The organism is Streptomyces cellostaticus, assembly GCF_001513965.1.
Taxonomy (GTDB): Bacteria; Actinomycetota; Actinomycetes; order Streptomycetales; family Streptomycetaceae; genus Streptomyces; species Streptomyces cellostaticus.
This window is the reverse complement of record NZ_KQ948017.1, coordinates 143,415-156,839: the sequence shown is the minus strand read 5'-3', so window position 1 is coordinate 156,839 and position 13,425 is coordinate 143,415. Positions and strand designations below refer to the sequence as shown.

Annotated in this window: 12 protein-coding genes; 6 read left to right on the top strand and 6 right to left on the bottom strand. The window is 70.6% G+C overall.

All coding sequences use genetic code 11. The features are described 5' to 3' along the window. Positions 1-5 precede the first annotated feature (5 nt). The 3 genes from AQI88_RS07865 to AQI88_RS07855 form a co-directional block, all read right to left on the bottom strand. Positions 6-797 (bottom strand): ribonuclease BN, encoded by a 792-nt coding sequence (locus AQI88_RS07865; RefSeq protein WP_066994098.1) that lies wholly within the window; start codon positions 795-797, stop codon positions 6-8. Positions 798-1,136: 339 nt separating this feature from the next. Then, positions 1,137-1,628 (bottom strand): peptidylprolyl isomerase, encoded by a 492-nt coding sequence (locus AQI88_RS07860; RefSeq protein ID WP_066994095.1) that lies wholly within the window; start codon positions 1,626-1,628, stop codon positions 1,137-1,139. A 309-nt stretch (positions 1,629-1,937) separates the two neighbouring features. After that, positions 1,938-2,735, bottom strand: a complete 798-nt coding sequence (locus AQI88_RS07855) for an SAM-dependent methyltransferase (RefSeq protein ID WP_066994092.1) — start codon at positions 2,733-2,735, stop codon at positions 1,938-1,940. 249 nt (positions 2,736-2,984) lie between these two features. Between AQI88_RS07855 and AQI88_RS07850 the strand changes: the two genes are divergently transcribed. After that, a complete protein-coding gene (locus tag AQI88_RS07850) occupies positions 2,985-5,117 on the top strand; it encodes a SpoIIE family protein phosphatase (protein ID WP_066994089.1) in 2,133 nt (710 codons plus the stop codon). Between the two features lie 25 nt (positions 5,118-5,142). On the opposite strand, the gene AQI88_RS07845 is transcribed toward AQI88_RS07850, so the two are convergent. Continuing rightward, complete coding sequence (locus tag AQI88_RS07845; protein WP_066994086.1) at positions 5,143-7,068, bottom strand: glycoside hydrolase family 5 protein; 1,926 nt, start codon at positions 7,066-7,068, stop codon at positions 5,143-5,145. Between the two features lie 332 nt (positions 7,069-7,400). Between AQI88_RS07845 and AQI88_RS45825 the strand changes: the two genes are divergently transcribed. From AQI88_RS45825 to AQI88_RS07835, 3 genes are all read left to right on the top strand, one after another. Beyond that, a complete protein-coding gene (locus AQI88_RS45825) occupies positions 7,401-7,808 on the top strand; it encodes a hypothetical protein (RefSeq protein WP_159050312.1) in 408 nt (135 codons plus the stop codon). Further along, on the top strand, positions 7,756-8,229 hold the full coding sequence (locus tag AQI88_RS07840; RefSeq protein WP_159050311.1) for a hypothetical protein: 474 nt from the start codon (positions 7,756-7,758) through the stop codon (positions 8,227-8,229). Before AQI88_RS45825 ends, AQI88_RS07840 begins: the two co-directional genes overlap by 53 nt. Positions 8,230-8,409: 180 nt before the next feature. Then, entirely contained in the window at positions 8,410-9,678 is a 1,269-nt protein-coding gene (locus tag AQI88_RS07835) for an alpha/beta hydrolase family protein (RefSeq protein ID WP_066994081.1), read from the top strand. A gap of 25 nt (positions 9,679-9,703) precedes the next feature. Here AQI88_RS07835 and AQI88_RS07830 read toward each other — a convergent pair whose 3' ends face one another. Together AQI88_RS07830 and AQI88_RS07825 are read right to left on the bottom strand one after the other, a co-directional pair. After that, positions 9,704-9,949 carry a Smr/MutS family protein gene (locus AQI88_RS07830; protein ID WP_066994078.1) on the bottom strand — a complete coding sequence of 82 codons (246 nt, stop codon included), beginning with the start codon at positions 9,947-9,949 and terminating at the stop codon, positions 9,704-9,706. Further along, positions 9,946-10,518 (bottom strand): CGNR zinc finger domain-containing protein, encoded by a 573-nt coding sequence (locus AQI88_RS07825; RefSeq protein ID WP_066994075.1) that lies wholly within the window; start codon positions 10,516-10,518, stop codon positions 9,946-9,948. The genes AQI88_RS07830 and AQI88_RS07825 overlap by 4 nt, the downstream gene beginning before the upstream one ends. Positions 10,519-10,924: 406 nt before the next feature. Between AQI88_RS07825 and AQI88_RS07820 the strand changes: the two genes are divergently transcribed. Beyond that, positions 10,925-11,749 (top strand): PaaX family transcriptional regulator, encoded by an 825-nt coding sequence (locus tag AQI88_RS07820; protein ID WP_066994072.1) that lies wholly within the window; start codon positions 10,925-10,927, stop codon positions 11,747-11,749. A gap of 160 nt (positions 11,750-11,909) precedes the next feature. Beyond that, entirely contained in the window at positions 11,910-13,283 is a 1,374-nt protein-coding gene (locus tag AQI88_RS07815) for a hypothetical protein (protein ID WP_066994069.1), read from the top strand. Positions 13,284-13,425 lie beyond the last annotated feature (142 nt).

The window sequence follows — 13,425 nt, the reverse complement described above, 5'->3', positions numbered from 1 at the left end:
GACGCTCACTCCTCGTGGGACGGCATCCAGTGGTGTTCACAGAACCAACGCCCGAACAGCGCGCCCCCGTACACCACGAACCCGACGCCGATCAGCCACGACTCCACCACCAGCACGGTCCCGACCGCGCCGTAGCTCAGCGCGTTGGTGACGATGAGCGGGGTGAAGACGAGGGAGGAGAAGGCCCTCAGGCCGGCCAGGCCGCCGACGGTGGCGAGCGCGCCCGGCAGTAGGGCACGCCAGTGGACCTGGCCCCCCAGCAGGAAGCGCTGGCCCCACCAGAAGAACAGCACCGCGCTCAGCACGGACAGCGTGACCCGCTGCATCCCGTGCAGCGCCGTCCGTGTCTGGACCTCCTGGTAGAGGTACGCGGTCAGCGCCACCAGCCAGGTCACCTGCCGCCAGACCCGGTGCCAGGGACCGGACGCGAGGCCCCAGACCCGCTCGTAGCCGTTCTGCACGCTGCCCGCGAAGGACACGCCGAACACCGCGAGCAGGACCAGGCTCAGCACACTGGTGGTGCCGATGACCTTGCGCGGCGGACTGATGATGCCGGTGAGCGCGTCGGCGGACCGCCCGGACAGCCCCATGCCGTCGGTGAGCCACGACGCGAAGCCGCCCCGTACCAGCGGGTCGGCCGCGGCGACCACGATCAGCAGCGGAGCAAGCGTCACCAGGGCCAGCGTGGCGAACCCCATGGCCCGGTGCATCAGCTCCAGCTCGCGGCCCTGTCGGAGCAGGGCCTGCAGACGGAGCCACTCCCAAGCGCGGTGGAGGCCGCGCCGCCACTGCCTCACGGGTCCCTCCCGTGCTCGCCACGCCGTGCTCGTCGCCGACCGTCGCGCGCCGCCGACATCGCGCGGGCGGCCCTCGACGAGTCTCTGCTGACATGATCGGACGAAAGACGCCGGCTCGCCCGGCCGGACCTGCCGGAGAACAGGGCGAAGCCGCGCATCGCCGGACTCAGGGACCCGACTTGATCGTCTGGGCCAGCCTGTCCGGCGCGCTGATCCACGGCGGCTCGGGAAGACGTACAGCACTGGATGTCGACGCCCGGTGAGACAGCCGGTCAGGGCACGACCGACCGGCGTCATCACCGGGTCGTTTCGTCACCCGCTGGTGCGGGAGTGCGACCGTCAGACCGTCCCGCTCGCGGCGATCGTGACCTTGGCGCTGGTCGCACCGTTCCGGCTGCCGACGCCCTCGATGCGCTTGACCAGCTCCTGGCCCTCGACGACCTCGCCGAAGACGACGTGCTTGCCGTCGAGCCAGTCCGTGACGATCGTGGTGATGAAGAACTGCGAGCCGTTCGTGTGCGGACCCGCGTTCGCCATGCTCAGCAGGTACGGGCGGTCGTGCTTGAGGGTGAAGTTCTCGTCGGCGAACTTCTCGCCGTAGATGCTCTTGCCGCCGGTGCCGTTGCCCGCGGTGAAGTCGCCACCCTGCAGCATGAACTGCGGGATGACACGGTGGAAGGAGGAACCGGCGTAACCGAAGCCGTGCTCGCCGGTGGCCAGCTCGCGGAAGTTCTTGGTGGTCTTGGGAACCACGTCGTCGAAGAGCTTGAAGACGATCCGGCCGGCCGGCTCGTCGTTGATGGTGATGTCGAAGTACACGTTGTCACTCATGGCGATCAACTTACCGTTGACCAGTACCGCGACGTGCAGAAGGGTCGCCTTGGGCGTCTGGTGTCGTGTCGCGGGCTCGCCGAGGCCGGCGCGCCAAGGCCGCCGACGGGACGGCGGCTGGAAAGACGCGGTGGATGCGGATCCGTGCCGAGGACGGGGCGCGGAGTGCTGCCGCACGGGACACCCGGCGCCGACGACGCCCTGCCCGCCCTGCTCGCCCAACACTCCGTTCCGGACGGGGCGTTCTCGGCCGACGACCTCATGGCCGAGAGCCGCTCCACGGCGGCCGCGAACCGCTCGGTCCCTCTGTCAGCTGGTCTTGCGGGCCACGCCTCCGTAGAAGCCGATCTCGCGGGACCTCGGCGGGGGCGTGGTGTCCGGGCGCCAGAACGGGACCTGGGCCAGGCCGGGCTCGACCAGTTCGAAGCCGGCGAAGAACCGCTCGACCTCGGTGCGGGAGCGCAGGTTCAGGGTGGCGGTCGCGTTGTTGTAGACGGCCTGGGCCGCGCTGCGGTCGGCGAAGTCGCCCGTGGCGTGCGAGAGCACCAGGAAGCTGCCGGCCGGCAGTGCGTCGCGCAGCGCGGCGACGGCCTGCTCCGGCTGCTCCGCGTCGGTCAGGAAGTGCAGGACGGCGACGAGGAGCAGGGCGACCGGCTCGTCGAAGTCGATGGTGCGACGGACGTCGGGGTGGTCCACGACGGCCTGCGGGTCACGCAGGTCGCCGAGCACGACGCTGGTCGCCCCGGAACTGCTGAGCAGCGCGTTGGCGTGGGCGGCCACGATCGGGTCGTTGTCGACGTACGCGACCCGCACGTCCGGCGCCGCTTCCTGGGCGATCTCGTGCACGTTGGGCGAGGTGGGCAGCCCGGTACCGATGTCGAGGATCTGGCGTACACCGCTGCCGACGACGTACCGGACGGCACGCTGCAGGAAGGCGCGGTTGGCCTGCAGACCGATGCGTACCTCGGGCGCGGCGGCGGCGAGTTCGTCACCGGCCCGCTGGTCCACCTCGTAGTTGTCCTTGCCGCCCAGCAGGTAGTCGTAGATCCGCGCAGGGTGCGGCCTGGTGGTGTCGATCTCCGCGACCCGAAAGCCGTCCTGTCCCACGCTGTGCTCCTCTCGACGGCCGCTGCGGCCCCGCCCGCGACCGGCGGACGACAGCTTCTCACATCAACTCCGATGCTTTGGCCAGAAGTTGACCGATGCCGGGCCGTGCCTCCCCGAGGTGCCGGGCGGCAGTGGTGCTCCAGTCCGTGACCGTCCATGCGCCGGCCGTCGTCACTGATGCGGAACGGGCCCACCGGCGCTCCGCGACCCTGCCTTGGCAATGATCCACGCCGGGCATATTGTCCCGGTATGACCGCATCTGAGTCGCTCGGTCGATTCACCGGCGACGGAGGGTCACTGGACGACGCCCTAGGGGCAGCCCTGACAGACGTCGTGGGCGACACCGGGGCGTCGATCGGCGGTCTGTACCTGATCGAGGAACCGGGGCCGGTGCTGCGCCTGGTGGCCCTGTGCGGTCTGCCCGTCGAATTCACCGCGCCGTGGCAACGGCTGCCGCTCGCCGCTCCCGTTCCGGTCGCCGACGCGATCCGGGAGCACCGCCTGGTGTGGATCGGAAGCCATGACGAGATGGCGCGCCGCTACCCGCGCACCGCGGCCGTCCTGCCCTACCGGTTCGCTCTCGCCGCGATCGCGGTGACCGGCGTGAGCCGGTGCTGGGGCGGCATCGTGCTGATGTGGCCCGCCGACCACCCGCAGGAGGCATCCGCGCGCGAAAGCGGGCACCTCACCACTGGCGCCCGTCGGCTGGCGCGGCTGCTGGACGAGGCGCCAGGGCCGCCCGGCCTGCCCGAGCAGCCCCGCATCTTCCGCGTCGGCACCGTACGTCACCCCGTCCCAACCGGTGTGGCCGCCGTCGACTACCTCGAACGCCTGCCCGAAGGTGCGGTCGCTCTTGATCTGGAGGGCCGCGTCACCTTCGTCAGCAGCGCCGCCGCCCGGCTGCTCGGGCGCGAGCCGGAGCGGCTGATCGGCACGCGGCCCTGGCAGGCGCTGCCGTGGCTGGACGACCCCGTGTACGAGGACCAGTACCGCACGGTGGTCGTCAGCCGGGCACCCGCTTCCTTCGACGCCCTCCGCCCGCCGGATCGGTGGCTGACCTTCCGGCTCTACCCGGACAGCAGCGGCATCAGCGTCCGCATCACCCCACGGGGAGAGCAGCCCGCCCACTCGGCGGCGCCCGCCGCACACCGAGCCTCGCCGGCCCCGACGGGGCGCCTCTACCAGTTGGTCCACCTGGCGGCCGCGCTCACGGAAACGGTGACCGTGCGTGACCTCGTCGCGCTCATCGCCGACCACGTTCTGCCCGCCTTCGGCGCCCAGGGCCTGGTCCTCTCGGCCGTCGAGGCCGGCCGGCTGAAGATCACCGGACACCACGGCTATCCCGCCGACGTCATGGAGGGCCTGGACGCGCTGCCGTTCGACACCTCCCTCACCCCGGCCGGCGACGTCCTGGCCCGTGGTACCCCCGCCTTCTTCGCCAGCCCGGCCGAACTCGCCGACAGCTATCCCCAAGCGCCGCGGATGAGCGGCAAACAGGCCTGGGCCTTCCTGCCGTTGGTCATTTCGGGCCGTCCGGTCGGCTGTTGTGTCCTGTCGTACGAGAGCCCGCACGCCTTCACTGCCGACGAGCGTGCCATCCTCACCTCGCTGGCGGGCCTCGTGGCCCAGGCGCTGGACCGCGCCCGCCTGTACGACACCCAGCATCGCCTCGTCCACGAACTCCAACAGGCGCTCCTGCCACGCACCCTGCCCACCCTGCCGGGCCTGGAAGTCACCGCGCGCTGCCTGCCGGCCGGGCACGGTGTCGACGTGGGCGGAGACTTCTACGACCTGCTGCGCCTGGACGACAGCACCGCGGCCGCCGTCATCGGCGACGTGGAGGGCCACAGCGTCGCCTCGGCCGCACTCATGGGACAGGTCCGCACCGCCATCCACGCCCACACGAACGCCGGGGCGACACCGGATCTGGTCCTGGCCCGCACCAATCAGCTCCTGGTGGACCTGGACACCGAACTGCTCGTCGCCTGCCTCTACGTACAAGTCGACCTGATCGGGCACCGGGTGACCCTCGCCAGTGCCGGTCACGTACCGCCGTTGCTGCGGGTGGCTCCCCACCACGCGCACATTCTGGACGTCGAACCGGGTCCGCTGCTGGGCATCGGGGCAGCCGTTCGCTACCCCGTCACCGCCACCACGCTCCCGGACCAGGCCATCCTCGCCCTCCACACCGACGGGCTGGTGGAACTGCCCGGAACCGACGTGGCCCGTGCCACGTCCGCACTGGTCAAGCACCTCGCAGACGCGGACGACCACGACCTCGGGCAGCTCGCGGACAGCCTCGTCCAGCACGCCTGGCCCACCGGCCAGCGCACCGACGACGTCACCGTCCTGCTGCTGCGCGCCTTGCGACGGCGGACGTAGCAACCCCCAAGCCCCTGCCGCGCCTTCAAGGCAGTGTGCGGCACAGCAGTGCATCGGGCCCCGGACGGCTGCCCACCCGGGTGGTGAAGGCGATCCCGGTGGCGTACTCGTTCGCCGCGCACTGGCCCTTGTAGGCGCCGTAGGCGAAGTCGCCGCCTGCCGCGTCGACGGGACGGTTGTCGGACCGGTCGAACCACACGGTGCGCCCGACGCCCGACAGCGGGATGCGACCGGGAACGCACAAGGCCGCCGACAGACGCTCTCCGCGCACGCTGTAGCCGATCAGGAAACCACCAGGAGGGCACTGGAGTTTGGTGTATCCGGACGCCCAGTCGCCCCCTGCCGGGACATAGTGCTCGTCGACGACGACCGTCTGACCCGCGCCGGAGGCCCGCAGGTCCGGCGCGCCGCCGTCGGTGCACAGGCCGCGACCGGTGGTGTGGCTCAGCCCGGTCAGGCGCAACCCGTCGGGGCACGCGGCCTTGTAGGCCCCGGGATCCCAGTCTCCGGTGTCCCGCACGCGCAGCGACTCCACCGCGTCACCGTGGTCGGTGGTCAGCATGCGCCAGGTGGGAACGGCCGTCACCGGACCGGCGTCGCTCGGCGCGGTCATGAGGTGCTGCCATGCCGCACCGCGCCAGTCCCCGGAGTCGAGGATGCCGGTGCGATGCCCTGCGCCGTCGTAGCGCAGCAGCGCCCAGTCGTCGTGGCCGTCGAAGCCGACGAGCGGCCAGTAGGCGAAGTCGGCGTCATGGTCGGCGAAGTAGTCGGTGATGCTGCCGAACCAGGCCCGGGCTGCCGCGTTCGTCTCACTGCTCCCGATGCCGAACTCGCTGACCCAGACGGGTGCGGTGTAGTGCCGGCCGGTCTTCTCGACGAAGAACGCCTCGTCCTCCAGAGCCGCGGCCAGCTGCTCACGCGTCAGATCCTGGTAGCGGGGATCGTGCGTCTCGCCGACGCCGGTGGCGCCGCTGTGGTGCGGACCGGTGTAGCCGTAGAAGTGGGCGGAGTACACCAGCTTGTGGGCATCGACGAGGGTGTGCGAGAGCGTGCGGGCGGGGGTGAGCATCGGCCGGCCGTGCGGGAGCCCGTCGACGGGCACACCGGTCCAGTTGATGCCTTCGACGACGATGAGCAGACGGGGGTTGGCCTCGGTGAGGATCCGGTCGGCGGCGAACTGGGCAGCCGCGTACCAGTCGTGGTTGTCGCCCAGGCCCCAGTTGGGGTCGTCCAGGACGTCGCGACGCACCTCGTTGTACAGGTCGGCCCCGATCACACGAGGGACAGCGGCATAGCGGCGGGCCATGAAGACCCAGTCGTCGGCCCACTGCTGTGTGGACTGCCCGCTGTTCCACCGCTCGTTGCCGTCGACGCCACAGCACCAACGCGACGTACGGGTGTGGTTGTTGAGGATGACGGCGAACCTGCTCCGGCTGAGCGCGTCGACCACGGCGTCGAAGATCTGGAGGGGCGTCCGGCCCCGCAGCTGGGGGTTGGCCCCCACCGCGATGTCGGGGACAGGGGTCGTACTGTGGATCATCGCGTTGGAGAACGGCAGCCGGATGGTGTTGATCCCCAGTTGACGGAAGTCGGCGAGCAGCCCGTCCAGCGGTACGCGGTCCAGGCCGAGAGGTATGCCGTAGGAGTTCTGGCCGGCGTGATGACTGGCGGGGTCGGTGACACTGCCGCTGCCCGTCCACGATCCCTGTGCTCCGTCCCAGTTGGCCGCCTTCAACCGGAAGCGGTTGCCCTGGCCGTCGACTATGAAGCGACCTCGCGTGGACAAAGGCGGATACCAGGTGGCCGGGCCCGGGGCCGGGGCCTGAGCTGTGGCTTGGGCGGCGGGTGACGGGGGTGGCGGGGCGGCGGACGCTGTTGTGGTCTGCGCGGCCAGGAGCAGGAGGCCCAGGGCCGTTCCGGTCAGACGCAGGACAGCTGGTGCAAGTGGCATGTGGGCAGCCCTTGGTCGGTGGGGGAGTTCAGGTGACGAGGGAGAGGAGCCGCCACGGGCGGGCGGTGTCTCTCCGGGCTTGTACCGTGCACGGTGGGGCTCAGAAGGTCCAGGTCGCCGACGAGACCCGGTCTTCACTGCTGCACCCACCCACCCTCCGATCCAAGGGAGTTGCCTCGTCCACGTCCTCCGCACGCCCCTCGCGTCGTCATCTGCTCACCCAAAGCGCCGGTCTGGCACTGGCGGCATCTGCCGGGGCATGGGTTTCCGCGCCCGGCAGCCGCTGCCGAACCGGCGACCACCCAGCTCTACTTCAGCTCAAGCCGCCCCGCTTGCTGGAGGCCGAGACGCTGGTGGAGTACCTGCGGCTGCGTGCCGACCAGTGGGACCACAACCGGTACAACGTCGAACAGGCCGGCGGGGAGAACCTCGGCAGAACCCAGGCGACCTGGGGACGACCGGGTCACCCGGAGGAGTTCGAGAACCTCTCCCAGTGCGCTTCCTTCATGACGACGCTGCTGGAGCGCTCCTACGGCGCCGACACTGCTTACGGCTGGGCCACCTCGGCGTACTTCAACCAGTACTTCCCGCCGAAGGACGGCTCGACCCGCACCACCTCCTACCCCCAACGCCGAGGATCTGCAGGCCGGGTTCCTCAACGCCTCGAACGTGCCGCACTTCGATCCGGTGACCAAGCCGGTGAACCTGCGCCCCGGCGACATCGTCGCCTGGGACTATGACCCCGCCGTCAAGAGCACCCCCTATACGGGGCACACGGTGATGATCCGCGCCTACCTGGGCACGCTGGCCTCCACCGTCGACAGCAAGCTGGGCATCTCCGGGGTGGTCCCGCACCTCTTCCAGATCGTCGACTGTACCAACAGCCCCCATGGAGGCCCCGACCTGAGCAGCCCGTCCAGCATCGACCGCTACCGCGCCCACCCCGACACGAGGGCGGAGATCGCTGACGACAACAGCACCTACACCGAGCACAGCGGTGTGGGCTACGGCCACGTCATCTTCTACGCCGACCCCGACACGTCGCTCTTCGTCGGATACCGCTGGAGCGTCAACTCCTCCTCGCCGCAGGCCGCGGTCGCACAGCCCGTCACGGGCAAGAAGCAGATCGCCGCGGGCCGGGTCAACGCCTTCCTGGTGTAGCCGGCCGGCCCGCCTGTGGTTCTGGCTTCCTGCCGGGCCGGAGTTCTGCGCCTTGCGGAGTCCCGCAGTCTGGTCTCTGCCTGAGAACGCGTCAGCGTGCGCCCCTCAGGGGACGACTCAGGCCTGGGTGGGGGATGATCCCGATAGCGCGGGCGGGATCATGGCTTGCAGCATGGGGGCATGACGAAGGCACAGCCGAGCGAGAGCCGAGCCCGGCGGAAGCGCGGCCTGCGGGCCGTGGCCGTCTGTGCGGCCCTGCTCACGAACTTACTGATCACCGTTCTTCCCGCACAGGCCGCGCCATCCCGTGTGCCGGCCGCGCATCCGGCCCGGATGCGGCTGCCGGTCCCGACGGGCAGGTTCCACGTCGGCGAGGTGACGCTGCACCTTGCCGACACCTCCCGCCGCGATCCTTGGCATCCGGGCAAGGACGACCGCGAGTTGATGGTCAGCGTGTACTACCCCACGACACGCACGGCCGACCGGCCGGCCGCGCCCTACATGCTGCCCAGAGCTGCAGCTCACTTCGACTCGGTGACCGCCAACGACTACCTCGGGATGGACCTGCCGACCGGGCGGGCCGACTGGGCGGCCACCGTCACCCACGCCGCACAGGGTGCCCCGGTCGCCCACGGTGACCGCAAGCGGCCGGTGCTGCTCTACTCCCCGGGGCTGGGCGAACCGCGGACCTGGGGCACCACGTCGGCAGCGGACCTCGCAAGCCGCGGTTACGTCGTGGTCACCATCGACAACACCTACGAATCCCCCGAAGTGCAGTTCCCCGACGGTTCGTTGGCCACCATGGTCACTCCGGACGATCCCGATGCGTTCATCAGGAAGGCCCTCACCGTCCGGGACGCCGACACCAGCTTCGTGCTGGACCAATTGGGCTGGGTGAACTCCGGGCGGAATCCGGACGTGGACGGCCGGTCACTGCCCCACGGTCTCGCCGGAGCGCTCGATCTGTCCAGGGTCGGCATGTTCGGCCACTCGCTGGGCGGCACAGCCACGGCCACGGCCATGGACGCTGACCCACGGATCAGAGCCGGTATCAACATGGACGGCAACCTGACCCACTACGACGGCACGCTGATGCCCGTCGCCGAGCGCGGGCTCGCCCGGCCGCTCCTGCTGATGGGCAAGGACGGAGCCACGGACACAGGCCCCGGCTGGGCCGCATTCCGGGCCCATACGCCCGGCTGGACTCGCCAGCTCAGACTGCGCGGTGCCGAGCACGCGTCCTTCACGGATGCGGAGGCCCTGCTCCCGCAGTTGGACCTGCCACCAGGCACCCTGACACGCGACATCGGAACGATCGCTCCGGCCACTGCTGTGCGCACCAACGAGGCTTATGTGTCCGCGTTCTTCGACCATTGGTTGCGCGGGACCCACGACCACCTGCTGGACGGCCCCTCACCTAGGTACCCGGCCATGGAGTTCGTCGAGTGATCCGGGTGGCTCACCTGGACGCACCTCACTTGAAATAGACGAGGATGCGCCCGGTGTTGCCGGAGTCGACCTCCCGGCGGACGTACAGCTTCTGGATGTGCTTCTGGTCGAGGAACGCGAGGACGCGAGCCTTGAGACGCCCTGACCCCTTGCCCGGAATGATCTCCGCCACCGGCTCGCCCGAGTTGTTGGCCCGGAAGAGGAACTGGCGGAGTGTCAGCTCGATGTCGCGGTTGTTGCGGAAGATCGGATGGAGATCGAGCGACATCATGCGGCGCCTCCTCGTGGTGCGCTCCGCGCCTGCTTCTGGCGGGCGCGGTACGCGGCCGCCTTGATCTTGTTCCCGCAGGATTCCATGCCGCACCACTGTCGGCGCATACCGCGGGAGCGGTCGATGTAGATGCGCGTGCATTCGGGGTTGCCGCACTCCTTGAGCAGCGGCGCGTCCGGTCCGCTCAGCAGCTCCACGGCGTGCCGGACGACGCTCGACAGGGCGGCCTGAGGGGTCGCGACGGTCCATCGTCCGGTCGGGGTGAGCTGGGGCGTCGCGGCGGGCCTGCGGGCCGCACCGTTGAGCGTGGCCAGGGCTTCGTCGTCGTACGCCTCGCCGAGGCGGCGGGCGGTGATCAGACGGTACAGGGCCTCGCGTACGGCGATGGCCTGTTCGACGTCGCTGTCCTGGCTGGGGGAGATGGCGTCGACGATGCCGGACTCCACGTACCAGGCGTCCAGGCGCTCGGGTGACACGAACATCTCGAAGCCCACGGTGCGACGCGCACGGAGGGTCGCGGCGAAGTCCAGGGCCGGGTTCCCGCAGACGAAGACATGCTCCAGGTTCACATCACCATCCTGACAGGTGACGACCAGGTCTCGCAAGATCCGTCAGGGGTGGTCCGCGTCGACGACGGCCTGGGTGAAGGTCACAGGTGCCTCCTGCGGCACGTTGTGGCCGATGCCCGCCAGGGCGGCCGTGGGGCAAGCCGCTCCTCGATACCGTCGAAGCGTGGCTCGCCGTCGGCGAGGCGTACTCGGCCCTGGGTGCCAGCGGGTGTGTCTCTCGGTGCCGACCTGCGTGCAGCAGGACATGGCGGCCGTCCGACCGTTCGCGGTCTACCGCGGTGTGCGTGCCTGATGACTGTCCCAGCACGATGCGTCACCGGTCAAGCAGGCGACGCATCTGTCTTTGGTGTTCGGCGCCGGTCGAGTCCCTCCCGGAGCGGTCCCGGGAGCGTCGTACCGTAGGCCCGTGTCCACTGGATCCCTCCGCCCACAGTCCCTGGTGCTCACCTTCCTCGGCGAGCACGTCCTGGACCAGGACGTCTGTGTCTACTCCGGCAGCCTGATCGACGTATTCGGACGCGTCGGGGTCGGGGAGCAGGCCACCCGGTCCACGCTCAGCCGCATGGTGAACCGCGGGCTGCTGCGCAGGCAGCGCGAGGGGCGGTGCACCTACTTCGGGCTCACCGACCGTTCGGAGGCGATCCTGCGGGACGGGCAGCGACGGATCTGGCAGACGGGTGCGGTCAACAGCGAGTGGGACGGCACTTGGACCCTGCTCGGCTTCTCGCTGCCGGACTCCTGGCAGCGCCAGCGCCACGATCTGCGCTCGCAGTTGACCTGGAGCGGTTTCGGCCCGCTGTTCAGCGGGCTGTGGATCGCGCCGGGCGAGATCGACGTGTCCGGGATCGTCGCCGAACTCGGCCTGGCCGCACACGTGAAGGTGTTCCGGGCGCGCGCCGAGACCGGGACGGACATCGCCGAGATGATCCACGAGACCTGGGACCTGGACGAACTGGCCGCCCGCTACCGGGAATTCGACGCCGACTGGTGCCCGCTCGCACAGGACGCGGGCGACCGGCCGGCGCAGGACGCCCTGGCGTTGCGGCTGCGGATGGCGTGCGAGTGGCTGCAGGTGATCCGGCGCGACCCGCGTCTGCCCGTCCGCCACCTGCCCGACGACTGGCCGGCGACCGGCGCCGAGAAGACCTTCCGCGCCGTCCACGCCCTCCTGGAGCCGGCGGCGCGCGACGCCGTCCGGCGGACCATCGACATGATTCCAGCCGCTTCGTAGCGCGCGGGGGTGCGAGGGCGGGGCCCTTCGCGCCTCCGATGTTGTGCATTCCATTGACGGCCGCAAGAAAACAGCCCTACATTCCCTGGCGTTCCCCTTACGTTCAGTGCACTGAGCATCGGTTACGACACGCCCTCGCCCCCGACCAGGAGCCACCGCCATGCGTACCCGTCTCCGCCTCTCCCTCGTCGCCCTGGCCACGGCCGCGGTGACCGCGCTCACCGCCGGCCCCGTCCCGGCCGCGCAGGCCCGTACGGCAGGCACCGGTCACCTGACCGGCACCCTCACCGACGGAGCCACCTGGATCGCTGACGTCCCCGCCGACTGGAACGGCACCCTGCTGCTGTTCAGCCACGGCTTCGGCCCGCTCGTCGCCCGCGACGCGCCATCCGACGCCGTACGCGACGAACTGCTGGGCAAGGGGTACGCGCTGGCCGGTTCGTCCTACGACCCGAACGGCTCGATGTGGGCCCTGGACAGCGCGGAGCGGGACCAGTTCGCCACGCTCGGCACCGTCATCGCGCGCATCGGCGTCCCGCGCCGCACCCTCTCCGTCGGAAGCTCCATGGGCGGGCTGGTCAACGCCCGGATCGCCCGCGACGGCGCCGGCCGTATCGACGGTGCGCTGGGCCTGTGCGGACTCGTGGCAGGCGGCACCGACCTGGACAACTACCAGCTCGACGCCGAATACACCCTCGCCCGGCTCCTCCTGCCGGAACAGGAGGTCAAGCTGGTCCGCTTCGCCTCGGCCGACGAGGCCGCCGACACCGCACACAAACTCACCGCGGCCGTCACCGCGGCCCAGTCCACCCCGCAGGGCCGCGCCCGCATCGCACTGGCCGCCGCCTTCCTCAACCTGCCCGCGTGGGCTCCGGGCCGCACCGCTCCCGCGCCGACCGACTGGGCCGGACAGCAGGAGCAGCAGTACACCTGGTTCGCAAACGGCATCCTCTCCTTCGTCGAAGGCGGCCGCTACGCCGTCGAGCAGTCCGTCGGCGGCAACAACTCCTGGAACCGGGGCGTCGACTACGCCCGCCTGCTCGCCGGATCGGCCCACGCCCCGCAGGTCCGCGCCCTGTACCGGGCTGCCGGGCTCGACCTGACCGCCGACCTCGACGCCCTCACCGCGGGCGCGTCCCTCACCGCCGACCCGGCCGCCGTACGCACCGCCGCACGCACCTCATCGGCCGACCCCGGGCCTGCCGTGCCGCTGCTGGACGTGCACACCACCGCCGACAACCTCGTACCGGTCGAGCAGGAACGCCGGTTCGCCGACCGGGTCCACGCCGCCGGCCGCGCAACCCTGCTGCGCCAGGCCTACGTCGAGCGCCAGGGCCACTGCACCTTCACCACCGCCGAGACGGTCGCCGCCCTCCACGCCCTCGAACACCGCATCAGCACCGGCAGCTGGGCCGCCACCACCGCCGCCGCCCTGCAACGGTCGGCAACGGCACTGGGCCTGGACGGAGCTGCCTACGTGCCGTATCGCCCCGCGCGCCTGACGGTGGGCCGCGAGCACCCGGACCACACCTGACACACCTGCGCGGCCGGCCACCGGCCCACACCGACGAAGACCTCGCGGCCTGCGGGCCCGCCGCATCCGCCCGCCCTCGCCTCACGCACCGAGGACCTCGCGATTCCCCGCCGGACCGCCCCCACCGGCCCACCCGCACACC

What these genes read in the sequence shown, in the direction of transcription:
- AQI88_RS07860 (WP_066994095.1), bottom strand. Translation starts at nt 1,628, where the DNA reads ATGAGTGACAACGTGTACTTCGACATCACCATCAACGACGAGCCGGCC.
- AQI88_RS07850 (WP_066994089.1), top strand. Translation starts at nt 2,985, where the DNA reads ATGACCGCATCTGAGTCGCTCGGTCGATTCACCGGCGACGGAGGGTCA.
- AQI88_RS07845 (WP_066994086.1), bottom strand. Translation starts at nt 7,068, where the DNA reads ATGCCACTTGCACCAGCTGTCCTGCGTCTGACCGGAACGGCCCTGGGC.
- AQI88_RS07835 (WP_066994081.1), top strand. Translation starts at nt 8,410, where the DNA reads ATGACGAAGGCACAGCCGAGCGAGAGCCGAGCCCGGCGGAAGCGCGGC.
- AQI88_RS07830 (WP_066994078.1), bottom strand. Translation starts at nt 9,949, where the DNA reads ATGATGTCGCTCGATCTCCATCCGATCTTCCGCAACAACCGCGACATC.
- AQI88_RS07815 (WP_066994069.1), top strand. Translation starts at nt 11,910, where the DNA reads ATGCGTACCCGTCTCCGCCTCTCCCTCGTCGCCCTGGCCACGGCCGCG.